Origin of the sequence: Burkholderia sp. 8Y (assembly GCF_902506145.1) — a bacterium.
GTDB lineage: Bacteria > Pseudomonadota > Gammaproteobacteria > Burkholderiales > Burkholderiaceae > Caballeronia.
In genome coordinates, this window is sequence record NZ_LR733544.1 from 20,784 (window position 1) to 34,861 (window position 14,078).

A 14,078-nucleotide genomic window follows, 5' to 3' on the forward strand; every position below is an offset into this window, starting at 1 on the left:
CATATCTTGCCCCTAAGGGACCACGTCCCTACGGGCGTAGTCTTTATGGGGCTTCTCTTTGGAAGCCATCATGAAAGTCACGCCCGCTCAACTCACCGAACTCCTCTCGCTGTACGTGCCGAAGCGTCTGCCGGTGCTCATCACTGGCCGCCCCGGCATCGGCAAGAGCGACATCATCGAACAGACCGCGCATGCGACTGATCACGAACTGCTGATCAGCCACCCGGTTGTCGAGGATCCGACCGACTCGAAAGGGTTGCCGTTTCCCTCGCCCGATGGCACGACCGCCAAGTTCCTGCCGTTCGGGGACTTGGAACGCGCGATGACCGCCAGACGCCCGCTGATCTGGTTTCTGGACGACCTCGGGCAGGCCTCGCCCGCCGTGCAAGCCGCGAAGATGCAATTGCTGCTCGCGCGGCGCGTCGGCGAGCACGTCTTGCCGCCGCAGGTGACGTTTCTCGCGGCCACGAACCGCCGCACCGACAACGCTGGGGTCTCGGGGATTCTCGATCCGGTGATTTCGCGTTTCGCCACGGTGGTCGAGCTCGAACCGACCATCGACGACTGGACGCAGTGGGCCGTGCGCGAAAACATCCCGCCCGCGCTCATCGCGTTCCTGCGCTTCCGCCCGGACTTGCTGTCCGTGCAGAAGACGTCGCGCGATATCGAAAACGCACCGAGCCCGCGTAGCTGGGGGTTCGTCGCGAAGACGATGGACGTCGTGCCGAAGCACCTGGAGCACATCTCCTACGCCGGTTCGGTTGGAGAGGGGGCCGCGACGGAACTGGTCGCGTTCCTTCAGATCTTCCGCGAACTGCCGAATCCGGACGCGATCCTTCTCGCGCCCGACACGGCCATGATCCCGTCGACGCCCTCGGCGTTGTACGCAATCGCAGCGGCGCTCGCCGCACGGGCGACGGAGAACAACTTCGATCGCGTCGTGCGCTACACCGAGCGTCTGATCGGCGAAGGCCACCGCGAGTTTGCGGCGCTGCTCGTGCGAGACGCTGTCCAACGCTGGCCGAAGATCCAGAACTCGTATGCATTCATTGGCGCGCAAGGCGGGGAGATCGGCAAGATCATCCGCGGCGAGTAACCAAGCAATACCCCCTTTCTCAGCTTCACCCATGTTGGCCCTGTTGCGTCTTCGGACGCGCAGGGCCTTTTTCTTTGTTTGATCCATTCCATTTCTACGAGGTTTTCTCATGGACATCACTTCCATCCAATCGAAGGTCATGCTCTGCTCGGTCACGATTTCCACATGGGTCGCCCGCCGTTTCGACGGCAAGGTGACGCAGGAAGTCGAGAGTAAGCACCACGCAAAGGGCATCGGCAGATTCAACAAACGCCTGCTGCCCGAGCACGCGCCGAGCTTCGCAGAAGTCGTGACGCTCGCCGGCCGCATCCGCTCGTACTTCTACGACCACACGCTGAAGTACGATCAGTTGGGAGTGCGGCTGCTGCCGACGATGGTCTACATGGACTTCGCCGAAAAAATGCGCTCGTTAAAAGACGAGTTCGACTTGGCGGTTTCCGTGTTCCTCACCGACTACCTGAATCTCAAGGAGGCGGCTCGCGAAGAACTGAACGGACTTTTCAACGAGGCGGACTATCCGACCCTCGCCGAGCTGTCCACGAAGTTCGGCGTGAAGATGGCGGTTCTGCCGTTCCCCGATGCCAGTCAGTTCGGCGTCGAGCTTCCGGCGAACGTGCTCAACACGCTCAGGAGCGAGTTGGACCAGCACGTTCTGGCTTCCATCACGACCGCGAACGAGGACTTGGTGCGGCGTCTGTACGAAGCCGTCTCGCAGATGGCTAATCGTTTGTACGCGACCGGCAACGTCCGGCTGGACGTGGCCAACAATGTGCGCGAACTCTGCGCCTTGCTGCCGAAGCTGAACTTCGCGAACGACCCGCAGCTCACGCACATCCTCGAGCAGGCCAAGACGCATCTGGCCGTGCACACGGGGGCGGAGTTGAAGGATTCGCGCGTGCTTCGTTCTCAGGTGGCCAGCAAGGCACAGGAGATCGAAGGGCTGATGGCCGCGTTCATGGGCATGCAGCCGGAGCCGATGGAAGTCGAGTCGGCCGGTGCAAGCCAACTGCGCCTCGTCGCGTAAGGGGGCGTCATGGACCGCACCGATGTTGTGCTGGGCAGTAGCGCGGTCCATCCGCGCATTGCCCGGCAGCGCACCGAGCTCGTGCTCTCGCAACCGTTCTTCGGAGCGCTCGCGCTCCGATTGAACGTTCGCGAGGATCCGTCGGCTAAGACTTTCTGGGTCGACGGCGAGACGCTGGGCTACAACCCGACGTACATGGAGTCGCTCAGTGACCTCGAGGTGCGCGGCGTTGTTGCGCACGAGGTGCTGCACGTGGCGAATGGCCACTGCTGGCGTCAGGGCGCGCGCGATCCCGACCGATGGAACGATGCCTGTGACTACGCGATCAACCCGATCGTGCTGTCGTCGGGCATGGTGCTGCCAAAAGGCGCGCTCGTCGATGCGCGCTATACGGGCAAGTCGGCCGAGGAGATCTACGGTTTGCTGATGCAGGAGGCCAAGCAAAAGCAACAACAGCCGCCGCAGCAGCATCAGCAACAGCCGCAGAACCAACAGCCGCAGCAGCCGCAGCCGGGTCCGCAAGATCAGCCGCAGCCGGGTCAGCCAGACCAGCAGCAGCCGAACGGCGGCCAAGCTCCGAAGCCCGGTGGCCAGAACGGCACCGCGCCTGGACAGTCGCCCGCCGACCAGCCAGCGAAGCCAGGATCTTTCGGCGAAGTGCGACCCTACAAAGGGCCGGACAAGCCGGTGAAGGAAGCCGAGTGGAAGGTTGCCGTCACGCAAGCAGCGAAAGCGGCGGCGATGCGCGGCAAGCTCCCCGGCGATCTGCGGGCCATGGCTGGTGAAGCCGTTTGGCCTGTGGTGGACTGGCGTGCGGTGCTGCATCGCTTCGCGCAGCAGTCGTCGCCGTCGGACTACAGCTTCGCGACGCCTAACCGCCGGTATCTGCACCTCGGGTTTTATCTGCCCGCGCTGCACACACCGGCGATCGGCGACGCAGTCTTCGTGCGTGACTCCAGCGGCTCGGTGTTCGACGAGACGCAGGCGCAGTTTGACGCGGAGATCCTCGCGGTTTTCCACTCGTTGAAGCCCGCGCGGCTAGTCGTGATGGACTGCGACACGCGCGTCACGCAGGTGCAGATCTTCGAGCGAGGCGACTCGCCCGAGATCAAGCCTGTGCGCGGTGGGGGCGGGACGGCGTTCGTCGACCCGTTCAACCGTGTCGCGCAAGACGGCATGAACCCCGCCTTTCTGGTCTATCTGACAGATATGGTGGGACGCTTCCCAACGGTCGCGCCGCATTACCCAGTGTTGTGGGCGTCGACCACGCCTTTGACACGGGCCCGCAAAGCGCCGTTCGGCGGAACGATGGAGGTGATCTGCTAGTCCCCGGCTTTGGCCGAGCATTCCCTGAGGAATGAAAGCCCGGCATTGCCGGGCTTTTTTTTCGACTGCGCGCGAGTTTCAGGCGCGGCGTTTCTGCAGCGGCTGGTAAGCCTCGCCGCCTTTGAACCTTTCCAGACGGTCGCTTGCGGTGGTTAGCGCGCCGAGCGTCGCGCTATGGAGTTGACGATCGTACATGCTGACGATCGCAGTCAGCAGCGCAAACGCAGCGTCGGAGGCGACACTCCACGTTCCGGTCCGCCTGCCGCCTTCGGACACTTGAGCCATGGCCCTGTCGGCCGCCAGCAGCGATTCGTGCGAAAACTCGCCGTGGCCCGCCTCGCTGAGAAACTTGCCGAGCAACACGACTTCGGTGATGTGTTGCGCGGGGCCGATGTGGTCGCAGGCACCGCGGATCGCTTCCAACGACAGGTGGGCACGAAGCGCGAGGTCATCGGCGACGGCACGCGGGATCGGGAGCAATTGCGCCTTGGTCAGGCGCGCACGAGCCGCTTGAGCGGAGCGTTGGAACGGAAGGGTGCGAGACATAGCAAACGTTTGATTGACTGCCCGTGTTAACGATCTTCCCACGCCGGTTCTGAAGGGCTAACGGTGCGCGCGCGCTGAAAACGGTCGACAACAGCGATTGCGCGCTCGCATTGATCCGCGTCGAGCGTATGGATCGAGCACTTCTCCACATCCGCGCTGATCTCGCCGGTGAGCCATTTCATTGCTTTTGCGCGTGCCTCGAATACATTGCAGCCGTCACGGCGGACCTTCGCCGCGACCAGCGGCTCAAGCGCCTCGTGGAGCTTCGCCTTCAGTTCGCGCAGGCGGGCGTCGGCGAGACGGCCGAGCGGTACGTGGCGGGTGCTGCGCGGAAACACGCCGACCCAGGCCTGGCAGTCCGCGCAAAGCCACAGCGGGCCGTGATCGTCGCGGTAAGGGTAAGCGTCGTCACCGGCGTGCACAAGCGTTGCCGGCGCGTCGCAGTAGTCGCAGTTGGGATGGGGAAAGGGCTTGACTGGTTTTCCGACGCGCATCGCCGAGAACTCCGGGCGGAAACGTTGAATATAGCAAGCCGGTTAAGCAACGCCAGTCGGGCACTGCGTTTCATAATGTAATAAGCGTGCCGAATAGGGGGGATGTAAATATCCGGCACGGTTCCCGGCGGTCGGCTTTTCCTTAAAGTTCAGCGGCTTAGGCAAATGACCCAACGCAGTGGGACGCTATCCGGATAGCGTTGGTCGGCTACCTCAGCGAACGAATCGCCCGGTCTGTTCCGTAACGGTCCCGAAGATATCGCCGCGTTCGCCGAGAAAGCTGCTCAATTTGACGCCTCTTTCGAAGCCTGCGCGCGTTTGCCAACGCCAACAATAGCCGACATGTTAGATAGCCCACAAAGCATCGCATGTCTGAGTCTGCCGACAATCCACTCCTGAAGCTGCGCCCGCTCGAAGCGGAAGCCGTGCGCATGTTCTTCCATGCGCTTTCGCCGCTGCGCGAGCTGCTGGAATCGCCCGACCTCGCGGAAATCATGATTAACGATTACCGCAACGTCTGGGTGGAGCGTCGTGGCGTGATGACTCGCGAGAACATCGACCTGCGCCCGGAACAGCTCGAAGGCGCGATTCACTCGCTCGCCTCTTCTGTTGAGAAGTCGGCGAAGGCGGGAAGCGACAAAGGCATCATCAACGCGGGTCATCAAAACCTGCGTATCGCGGCGGTGATGAGCCCGACGTCGATCGACGGCCATGCGCTGAGCATCCGGAAGCACCGCGAGTCGAAGCTGACGCTCTCTGATTACGTGAGCATGGGCGCGTTCTCGGCCGCGAATGCTCGGCCGGAATTCGCCGAGGCAATCCAATTCGAGGAAGGCATCGAGGATGAGGCGCTTATGCGGGCGCTCGTCGCGCTCGTACAGTCGCGCAAAAACGTGCTCGTCGCCGGCGGCACGTCGGCAGGCAAGACGACGTTCCTGAACGCGCTGATTGAGCAAATCCCGTCCGACCAACGGGTGATTTCCATCGAGGACACGATGGAACTGAAGCTGCACGTGCCTAATCGCGTGCGGTTGCTCTCAAACGCAGATACCAACGTGACGACGCAACTGCTCGTTGCGCTATGTCTCCGCTTTCGCCCCGACCGGATCATCGTTGGCGAAGTCCGAGGCGGCGAAGCCTATGACCTGCTTCAGGCACTCAACACTGGCCACGACGGCGGTCTTGCATCGATCCACGCGAACAACGCGCGCACGGCGCTCAGCCGCCTTGAATCGCTCGCCATGCTCGGCATCCCGGCCGGATCTCGGTGGGAACTCGAAGACATGCGCAAAAACATCGCTGACTGTTTCAACTACGTTGTGCACTTCAAGCGCACTGGCGAGATGCGGCACGTCTCCGAAATCCTCGAAATACGGGGATTCAAAAACAACGATTACGACCTACAACGCGTTTTTTAACGGGAGCATCAAATGAAGGGCAAGAAGGTACTCAACAGAGCTGCGACGGCGGCAAAACGTCTGCGTCCGGGCAAGTCCATGCTGGTCGGCGCACTTCTGAGCGTCGTGTCAGTTGCCGCAATGGCAGCGGGCGATTTTTCCAACCTGACGGGCCTGACCGACATCATCTGTACGATCAGCAACCTGATCAGCGGCCCGTACCTGTACGGCATCGGCATCGTGCTCATCACGCTCGGCGGCGTCGCGGTGGCGAACTCGGAAAGCAATATCGCCAAGACCTTCTCGGTGGTGCTGGTCGGCCTCGGTATTGCGTCGGTCGCCGTGCCGATCATGCAGAGCCACTTCCACATGGCCAACGCCTGCTGATATGCGCCAGCACAAGGTTAGTCGAGGCCTGTCATTGCCGCGCCAAATGGGCGGGGCAGACCGGGGGCTCGCCATTTTCAACGGGACGATGACGGCGCTGCTCACCTACACGAGCTGGACACCGGGATTTCTCCTTGTCGGGGTGGTGGTGCATGTGTTCTTGCGCTGGAAAAGCTCGACTGACCCGTGGTGGCGAATCGTGATGCTGGTGTACAACCGCTACCCGGACGTCTATGAGCCGGGGCCGAGCAGCCGTTTTAGCGCGCGCTTCAAGCGGCCGTATGGCTTTGATCAGGACCTTCCATGCTGAAAATGACGTTCACCAAGCGGGCGGTACAGGAGATCGCGCCATGGGCGACGATGGTCACGCCCGAACTGGTGCTCAACAAGGACGGGTCGCTGCTGACTGTGTTCGAGTTCGAAGGCATCGACGCGGATTCGCCAAATCCCGGCGACATTACGGCCGCCCGGGACAACCTCGACCACGCTTGCCGCAACTTTGACCATCGCGTGACCGCGTGGTGGCGCATGTCGCACCGGCGCGTGCGCGGTGGGATCGACGGCAACTTCGCGTCCGAAGCCGATGCGCGCGTCGACGCGATCAATCAAGCCATCATCGGCAGCGGCAAGTTCTTCAAGAACTCGCATTCGCTCGCGCTGGCGTTCACGCCCGAGACCGGCATCTCGCGGATTTTCGACAAGATCAGCTATCACATGACGGTCGGCGGCAAGAATCTGGCCGTCGCCATGTTCGAAGCGGCGAAAGACACGATTCTCGCGCGCAGCGCCTTTGCGTTCGACCTCACCAAGATTCAGAACGAGATCAAGCGCTTCGAGTCGGTAATCGACGGATTCGTCGGCGGCGTTACGCGCCTGAAGATGAAGCGGCTGCAGCTTCAGAATGCGCTGTCTTTCCTGCATCAGAGAGCTAATCCGTCGACGCCAAAGCGCCGCGTGCGCTACCCGGTCACGATGCTGGACACGCATTTGACTGAGACTGAAGTCACGATCGGCGCCACCGAACTGATGTTCGAATCGGCGCATGGCAAGGTGTACGCGCGGATCATCGGCATCAAGGAATGGATGGGCTTCCAGGAAGCGGCTCTCGACGTCCTCTCGCAGGTCGATGCGGAACTAGACGTCTGCGTCATGTTCCGTTTCCTCGACACGTCGCGGGCGAGCGCGTACATCAAAAAGATTCGCGGCTTTTATAAGGTCGCGGCCTTCAACCCCGTGGCGATCCTCAAGCAGTGGGCAACGAAGGAAGAGCAAAAGAACGACGAAGGCCGTGAGATTCTGGCGAAGGAGGCGGGCGACGCGCTCGCGAAGCTCGACGCTGAAGGTCAGCAGTACGGCTTCGCCAACATTTCGGTAGTCGTCTATGGGAGTACACCCGAGGAGTGCGAGGACGCGACGCGTCAGGTGGTCGGCGTCATCGGCAACGCGGGCTTTGGCGTGATCTTGGAAAAGACGAACCTGTTCGCTTCTTGGAGCGCGACGCTGCCTGGCCGCTGGGATCAACAAAAGCGCCTGCAGTTCGTTGAGACGCCCGCCGTGTCCGACATCGCGCCGCTTTGCAGCGTGGGTGAGGGATCGAAGGTCAACGAGTGGCTCACGCAGCAGTCCGGGACCAAAACTGGTCCGCTCACGTGCCTGCCTACCCGCCATCGCACGCTCCAGTATTTCGACCTGCATCATCCGGGCGGCAAGGCGCACACGCTGGTCGTCGGCCCAATCGGTGCGGGTAAGTCGGTGTTCCTGAACTACCTGATGACGCAGACCGGGCGCCACGGCGCGCGGCGCATCCGTTTCGACAAGGACCGCTCGACGCGTATTCCCACGTTGCTCGCTGGTGGCCGGTTTATCGATGCGACGGGACGTTTCGAGGCCGCAACCTCGGTCAATCCGCTCTCGCTCATCGGCGAAGAGAAGCACTGGTCTTACGTCGCGGACTGGGTGCAGCTCGCCATCGAGGGGGAGGACTACACCTGCACGCCGCAGCAGCAGACGGAGATTTACGAGCGCATCCGGACGTTGGCGCTCGGCTTTCCGCCCGAGAAGTGGCGTCTTTCGGGACTGATCACGCTGCTGCCGGCCGATCTGCGCGAGCGCCTTCAAGTCTGGACCGAGGGGAACAAGAACGGCAAGTTCTTCGACCACGCTGAAGACGGCTTCGCAATCTCGGACGATCTGTCGATCGAGATGGGCGACCTGTTCCAGAACTTCCCGGTCGCCGCTGCCTTGTTCATGGACTACGCGTTCTACCGGATCGCGCAGATCCTCGACGGCAAGCGCTACACGGTGATCGAGATCGAAGAGGCAGGTTTCTTCTTCACCTACCCGAAGTTCTACGCGCGCCTCGAAATCTGGGCGGTGACGATCCGGAAGCTCAACGCGGCGCTGCTGATGGCCACGCAGTCGCTCGGCCAGTTGGCCCGTGTGCCGAACTTCGAGATTCTGAAAGAGAACATCCCGAACATTATCTACCTGCCGAACAGCGACGCGATCAACAACCAAGGGCTGTACAGCGACGTGTTCGGTCTGACGCAGCACCAGATCAAGATGATTTCCGACGCGGTGCCCAACCGCGACTACCTGTGGGTGACGGCCAAGCAGAGCCGGATGCTGCAGGCGCAGTTCCCGAAGGAAGCACTTGCCTACCTGCGCTCGGACGGTCGCGCGCAGGCGCTCCTCGACAAGCACGTCAAGTCAGGAAGCCCGCAATGGCGGGACGACTACGTGCGCGACGTGCTCGTCAACGCTTGAACGCATTAGATAAAGGTATCGCCATGATGAAAAAACTGCTCCGCTTCGTCGCAGCCACCAGCGTTATGACGCTGGCATTCGTGCAACACGCCAACGCGAACATGCCGGTGTTCGACGCGTCAAACTTCATTCAGAACACGATGACCGCCGCGGCCGCCGTGAAGGGTGAGGTTTATCAGGATTCAAACCTCGTCTATCAGTACCAGATGATGCTCAACCAGTTGAAGCAGGCGACAAACCTGAATCCTGCCGCGATGCTTGCGCAATTCAACAGCATCAAGGACGATATTTCGGGCCTGAGCAAGTACACCGACGCCTTGAAGGACTTGTACGGCGGGCTGCAAAGCAACGCGGAGTACGCGAGCAAGGTTCAGGCGCTCATCACGCAGTCAGGCAAGTCGGCAGACCAGTGGTTCACGGACCAGAACACGCTACTGCAAAACAACGACAAGACGGCCAAGCAACTCTTCCAGCAGGGCAACGACGTCATCTCGCACGTCAGCACGCTCGCCAAGCGCCGGCAGGAGATTCAGGACCAACTGAATATGTCGCCGACGATGCAAGCGACTGCTCAATTGACCACGCACATGCTGGACATCATCTCCAGTCAGAACAGCGACCTTATTACGATGATGGCATCCAAGCAGCGGAGTGATGCGGTGAAGGATTCGGCGACGGTTGCGGACCAGCAGGCCAACAATGCGACGCAAGCTGCCATTAAGGCAAAGCAAGACCAGCAGCGCGCTGCATTCGACGCGCAAATCGGGTCGTCAAAAGTATTGGGGCAGTGATGGCGCGTTCTTGCATAGCCACGCTGCGGATCGTTGTCCTATTCTTGGCAACCATCGTGGCCACTGCGATCTTCCCGACCGTAGCGCTTGCGCAAGCGGCTAATGCGTCGGCGAGTTCTGCGACTGCCGCTGGCTCGGCGGCTCTCCTTGCCAGTCCGGACGGCGACTTTGGGAAGGGAGCGCAGACGGCCGTCATGCAGGTCGATTCGCTAGTAGGCAATTTGATACCCAACGCGATCACTGCGAGCTCGAACGTGATGGACGAGGCGAACAAGTTCGCATGGGGCTTGGGCGTTATCTCACTGGTGCTCCTCGGTATTCGATTTGCCGGCACCCATCACCCCATCTCAGCTTGGGTCAACTTGTTCGAGGAGGTCGCTGTCCTTGGCATCTTCGTAGCCCTCTATCTCGGCTACACGACGAGCGCGAGCGGGTTCTGGACATGGTTCCAGCAACTGGCGGCTCATATCAGCGGTGCTTCGGACTCGTCGACGGGCGGTCAAATGGCGCATTTGGCGGGCGTCATCTTCGACGGCCTAAAGGAGAAGCTCAAGTCGATTAGCCTCTGGAACTTCCCCGCAGTCTTGTCTGATGCGATGGTCATGTTGCTCGCTGCCTTCCTTATGTGCTTGGCGGCGATCGTGTTCATCTACTACTCGGCTGTTGGGCAAATCCAGTCGGCCATAGGCATTGTGCTTGGACCCATCGCAATCGCTCTCGGTTTTTCGTCCTACACCCGCAATTACTTCGTTAAGTGGCTGGACTGGATGATCAGCGCCGGCATGTATGTCGTCGTCGTCGCGATCCTGATGAAACTTGTTGGATCGTCGATCGGCGACGCGGTGTCGAAGGCGTCCGGCGTTGGTGGGGCGACAACGGTGAACGCGATGTACGTCTTTAATTTGGCGATATTCATCCTGTTGTTGTCGCTCGAGATTCCGAAGCTTGCGACGATCTTCGGTGGCGGCGCAAGCGCAACCGGCACTGCGGCGCTGAAGCTGGCGAAGGGCTTCATTCCATGACCGCCGCTCACCAAGCTATCCCTGCCGAGGACCTATTCGCGACGCACTTGAAGCGCATTGAGCTTGTTCGACAGTGCGCGAACGAGAGTACCGAAACCGAGTTCGCGCGCAAGTGGCTCGCGGTGCTACGTCGCTGCGCGACCTGGTTTTCTTCCATGCCGCTGACGCCCGAACTGCACTGTGAGCCGGGCGGTGCATTCCGTGCGACGATCGAATCGACGTTCTATGCGATGCGGCTCGCGGGCGGGCAGAAGTTCGCGGCTGACCTCACGTCAGAAAAGCGTCGGCGGCTGGAGCCGCAATGCAACTACGCCGTGTTTCTGGCCGCCGCATGCTCGCTGCTTGACGAGCCGTTTCGTCACTTCGAGATGGTGCGGCTTTCGGACCGCGCCAAGTGGAATCCGGCGGCGAACGGGGCGTTCGGCACGTGGATCGGAAACGGTCGGTTCGCCGTTGAGCGGCGTGCGACGCCACTGAAGAATGAGCGCATGCGCACGGCCATGTTTGCCCAGACCGTCATCACGCCCGAGCTGCTCTCAGGGTTCGACACAGCGGTGCTTGACGACCTCTTTAACGCGATCAATCCCGAGCGCAGCCCGCAAGGGTTCGAACCCCTCGTCCACAAGGTGGTGCGGCAGGCCATGGACGTTGCGGTTGATTTTGAGCGCAAGGCGCAACGCGCCGTGTTCGCGCCGGTGAAGTATGACGTTCCCTCGGCCGTGCACGTTGCGCTCGCGCTTGAGCCGCAGTTCGTGGCGACGCCCGCCCCGGCCGGTGGGGATCTGTCCGTGAACCCAGGACAGTCGACGGAAACGACCGCATCAGTACCGCCGGCAACTACTTCGGAACCGCAGTCTGCCGTTGTTGGAGCAACGGCCGCATCCGAGCAGGCGAGCGCCCCCGCGCCGAAGTTCTCTCAGTCGTTGCTCGATGCGTTGGAGCGCAGCGAAGCACAAGCCGCCGGTGCGGCTGCGGCTGACCCCTCGACCGGCCCGAGCGCGTCTACGCTGCGTCCCGCGCCGGTCGACCCTGCCGCAGCGCGTCCAACGAGGTCCAATGCAAACAGGGTCGGGCCGTCTGACGAAGAATTGACGGAACTCCTGGGATCGGGCTCTGCAATGCTAAAAGAGTTCTTCAAAGCCCTTGCGGGCGACGTGGCGATGGGAAAGGCGGAAGTGACGTGGGAAGAAAAGGGGCTGGCCGTCAAGAAGCGGCTCGTCGGCGGATACGGCATCACGAGCGATACCCTCGTTGAACAACTCAAGAAGCGCAGCTTGCTCATGCGCGCACACGGCAATGACATCTGCATTGTCGAGCGCGCCGGCCGTCTCATCGTGGAGAGACCCGCGGCATGAACTACGTCAATCACTTCCGTCCGATCTACGAGTTTCGTCCGTTTCTCGTTTGGCCCATCGTCATCGTTGGCATTCTGATCTCTGGAATGCCATACGGATGGGCATTTGCGCTAGTCGGTGCGGCGCTGCTCGCAATCCGTGCACTCCAGATATGGAAGGCACTGAGCTTCCGCATGGCCATCTCAACGAAATGGCTGAGCAAGATTCGCATCGAAAAGCTCCTCGCCACGCAGAATGCGATGCGAAAAAGAGCGGACTCGATGTACCTCGGCATCGGCTACGAGTGGACGCAGAAGCATACCCAGATTGCGCACGAGATCCTCCGGATGCCCGTAACCGACATTCCGTCGTTGCCGAAGTGGCTGCCGAAAACCGAGATAGGCCGGACCGTGGAGGAGCGCATCGAGCGGCTATTCGGTCCGCGCGACAGCATTCGCGATCGCATGCCGCAGGGATCGTCCTGGATCCACGGTATGGAGCAGAAGAAGGTCGAGGTGCCGTTTCACTATAAGGCGATGGGCGGACACACGCTGGTGGCGGGCACGACTGGCGCAGGAAAGACCCGCACCTACGAAGTCATCTCCACGCAGGTGATCCACAACCCGAAGGACGTCCTGATCATCGTCGACCCCAAGAACGATGACGAGTGGAAAAAACGCGTGGAGAAGGAATGCGCGCGCACCGGGCGCAAGTTCCTGTACTTCAATCAGGCGAAGCCGCATGAGTCGATCCGCCTGAACCCGCTCGAGAACTGGTCGCAGCCGTCGGAAATTCCGTCGCGCATCGCGCAGTTGATGGAAGAAGGTCAGTTCCGTGACTTCGCGTTTCTCTTCATCGACCGCGCGGTGAAAGGTGAGCTGTACGTCGGCGACAAGCCCAACCTGCGATCGATTCTCAAATACGCACAGTCAGGCATAGGCAATTTGCTCGACCGCGGGCTGCGACGATTCTTTATCGAGAACGGCCTGACTGATTGGGAAGAACTGACCGTCACCGCGACGGTAAAAGACGCGCAGCGCCGCAACGACGTTTCGTTGATTGACGGGATGGTCAAGCTGTATCTCGACCGCTTTGCCGCTCACGACCGAGGACACGAGACGATCGATGGATTGATCGCCACGCACACCCACGACCGCGAGCACTACATGAAAATCATCGCGTCGGCGTTGCCGCTGCTTCAAATGCTCGCGACAGGCGAAACCGGGCTGATGCTCGCGCCTAAGGCGGATGACTTCGAGGACGAGCGCGAAATTTGGGACATCGACAAGATCATCAAGCAGAAGGCGGTTTTGTACATGGGGCTCGACTCGCTCTCGAACAACATCGTGCAAAAAGCGATTGCTTCGATGGCGCTGTCGGACGTTGCGGCCGTCTGCGGTGCGATCTATAACTTCTACGCAGAAAAGCCCGACGTCGTGCTGATCATCGACGAGATCGCCGAGGCCATCAACGAGCAGGTTATTCAAATCCTGAACAAGGGACGCGGGGCGGGGTTCAAGGCGTTCGTCGCATTCCAGGCGCGTGCCGACCTCGAAGCGAAACTCGGAAACGCAGCGAAAATGCTGCAGGTTTTGGGTAACCTCAACAATCAGGTGGTGCTTAGACTAGAGGACTCGGATACGGCAAAGTGGTTCTCGGACAAGGTCGGAGAGACTGCAATCCGCGTGGTGAACGTGTCAAACAGCACCAATACGACGACCGAGGCGCATGCGCTCGAATTTAGTGGCTCGCAGTCCCGGTCCATTCAGCTGGAGAAGGTGCCGCTCATTCCCGTGAAGCTGCTTCACAGTTTGCCGAATCTGCAGTACTTCATGCGCATCTCTGGCGGTGCCGTGTATCAGGGTCGAATTCCTATCATCGAAGGCTAAAACACA

The 14,078-nt window shown here is 60.9% G+C and carries 13 protein-coding genes; 11 read left to right on the top strand and 2 right to left on the bottom strand.

Features of this window, described 5'->3' with window-relative positions:
* The first annotated feature begins 70 nt into the window (after positions 1–70).
* The 3 genes from GV035_RS27125 (at position 71) to GV035_RS27135 (ending at position 3,446) form a co-directional block, all read left to right on the top strand.
* Positions 71–1,096: an ATP-binding protein gene (locus GV035_RS27125; protein ID WP_159838896.1), complete on the top strand. Its 1,026-nt coding sequence runs from the start codon at positions 71–73 to the stop codon at positions 1,094–1,096.
* A gap of 109 nt (positions 1,097–1,205) precedes the next feature.
* A complete protein-coding gene (locus GV035_RS27130) occupies positions 1,206–2,120 on the top strand; it encodes a hypothetical protein (protein WP_159838898.1) in 915 nt (304 codons plus the stop codon).
* Positions 2,121–2,129: 9 nt separating this feature from the next.
* The gene (locus GV035_RS27135) at positions 2,130–3,446 is read left to right on the top strand and encodes a vWA domain-containing protein (RefSeq protein WP_159838900.1); all 1,317 of its coding nucleotides are present in this window, start codon (positions 2,130–2,132) and stop codon (positions 3,444–3,446) included.
* A 78-nt stretch (positions 3,447–3,524) separates the two neighbouring features.
* Here the strand turns inward: GV035_RS27135 and GV035_RS27140 are convergent, their stop codons facing one another.
* Both GV035_RS27140 and GV035_RS27145 read right to left on the bottom strand, forming a co-directional pair.
* Positions 3,525–3,992, bottom strand: coding sequence for a hypothetical protein (locus tag GV035_RS27140; RefSeq protein WP_159838902.1), 468 nt, complete (start codon positions 3,990–3,992; stop codon positions 3,525–3,527).
* Between the two features lie 26 nt (positions 3,993–4,018).
* A complete protein-coding gene (locus GV035_RS27145) occupies positions 4,019–4,486 on the bottom strand; it encodes a zinc-finger-containing protein (RefSeq protein WP_159838904.1) in 468 nt (155 codons plus the stop codon).
* A 368-nt stretch (positions 4,487–4,854) separates the two neighbouring features.
* Here GV035_RS27145 and GV035_RS27150 point away from each other — a divergent pair, with 368 nt between their 5' ends.
* From GV035_RS27150 to traD, 8 genes are read left to right on the top strand one after another with little or no spacing between them, the layout of a single operon-like run.
* Entirely contained in the window at positions 4,855–5,904 is a 1,050-nt protein-coding gene (locus GV035_RS27150) for a CpaF family protein (protein ID WP_159838906.1), read from the top strand.
* Positions 5,905–5,916: 12 nt separating this feature from the next.
* The gene (locus tag GV035_RS27155) at positions 5,917–6,270 is read left to right on the top strand and encodes a conjugal transfer protein TrbC (protein ID WP_159838908.1); all 354 of its coding nucleotides are present in this window, start codon (positions 5,917–5,919) and stop codon (positions 6,268–6,270) included.
* 46 nt (positions 6,271–6,316) lie between these two features.
* Positions 6,317–6,580 (top strand): conjugal transfer protein, encoded by a 264-nt coding sequence (locus GV035_RS27160; protein WP_053572942.1) that lies wholly within the window; start codon positions 6,317–6,319, stop codon positions 6,578–6,580.
* Positions 6,574–9,036: a VirB4 family type IV secretion system protein gene (locus tag GV035_RS27165; RefSeq protein ID WP_159838910.1), complete on the top strand. Its 2,463-nt coding sequence runs from the start codon at positions 6,574–6,576 to the stop codon at positions 9,034–9,036. Before GV035_RS27160 ends, GV035_RS27165 begins: the two co-directional genes overlap by 7 nt.
* Complete coding sequence (locus GV035_RS27170; protein ID WP_236572878.1) at positions 8,994–9,827, top strand: type VI secretion protein; 834 nt, start codon at positions 8,994–8,996, stop codon at positions 9,825–9,827. Before GV035_RS27165 ends, GV035_RS27170 begins: the two co-directional genes overlap by 43 nt.
* A 56-nt stretch (positions 9,828–9,883) precedes the next feature.
* Entirely contained in the window at positions 9,884–10,849 is a 966-nt protein-coding gene (locus tag GV035_RS27175) for a type IV secretion system protein (RefSeq protein WP_236572879.1), read from the top strand.
* Positions 10,846–12,204, top strand: coding sequence for a TraI domain-containing protein (locus tag GV035_RS27180; RefSeq protein ID WP_159838914.1), 1,359 nt, complete (start codon positions 10,846–10,848; stop codon positions 12,202–12,204). The genes GV035_RS27175 and GV035_RS27180 overlap by 4 nt, the downstream gene beginning before the upstream one ends.
* A complete protein-coding gene (gene traD, locus GV035_RS27185; RefSeq protein WP_159838916.1) occupies positions 12,201–14,072 on the top strand; it encodes a conjugative transfer system coupling protein TraD in 1,872 nt (623 codons plus the stop codon). The genes GV035_RS27180 and traD overlap by 4 nt, the downstream gene beginning before the upstream one ends.
* Positions 14,073–14,078: the final 6 nt, after the last annotated feature.

What these genes read in the sequence shown, in the direction of transcription:
- GV035_RS27170 (WP_236572878.1), top strand. Translation starts at nt 8,994, where the DNA reads ATGGCGGGACGACTACGTGCGCGACGTGCTCGTCAACGCTTGAACGCA.
- GV035_RS27180 (WP_159838914.1), top strand. Translation starts at nt 10,846, where the DNA reads ATGACCGCCGCTCACCAAGCTATCCCTGCCGAGGACCTATTCGCGACG.
- GV035_RS27150 (WP_159838906.1), top strand. Translation starts at nt 4,855, where the DNA reads ATGTCTGAGTCTGCCGACAATCCACTCCTGAAGCTGCGCCCGCTCGAA.
- GV035_RS27130 (WP_159838898.1), top strand. Translation starts at nt 1,206, where the DNA reads ATGGACATCACTTCCATCCAATCGAAGGTCATGCTCTGCTCGGTCACG.
- GV035_RS27135 (WP_159838900.1), top strand. Translation starts at nt 2,130, where the DNA reads ATGGACCGCACCGATGTTGTGCTGGGCAGTAGCGCGGTCCATCCGCGC.
- GV035_RS27140 (WP_159838902.1), bottom strand. Translation starts at nt 3,992, where the DNA reads ATGTCTCGCACCCTTCCGTTCCAACGCTCCGCTCAAGCGGCTCGTGCG.
- GV035_RS27145 (WP_159838904.1), bottom strand. Translation starts at nt 4,486, where the DNA reads ATGCGCGTCGGAAAACCAGTCAAGCCCTTTCCCCATCCCAACTGCGAC.
- GV035_RS27125 (WP_159838896.1), top strand. Translation starts at nt 71, where the DNA reads ATGAAAGTCACGCCCGCTCAACTCACCGAACTCCTCTCGCTGTACGTG.
- traD (WP_159838916.1), top strand. Translation starts at nt 12,201, where the DNA reads ATGAACTACGTCAATCACTTCCGTCCGATCTACGAGTTTCGTCCGTTT.
- GV035_RS27160 (WP_053572942.1), top strand. Translation starts at nt 6,317, where the DNA reads ATGGGCGGGGCAGACCGGGGGCTCGCCATTTTCAACGGGACGATGACG.
- GV035_RS27165 (WP_159838910.1), top strand. Translation starts at nt 6,574, where the DNA reads ATGCTGAAAATGACGTTCACCAAGCGGGCGGTACAGGAGATCGCGCCA.
- GV035_RS27155 (WP_159838908.1), top strand. Translation starts at nt 5,917, where the DNA reads ATGAAGGGCAAGAAGGTACTCAACAGAGCTGCGACGGCGGCAAAACGT.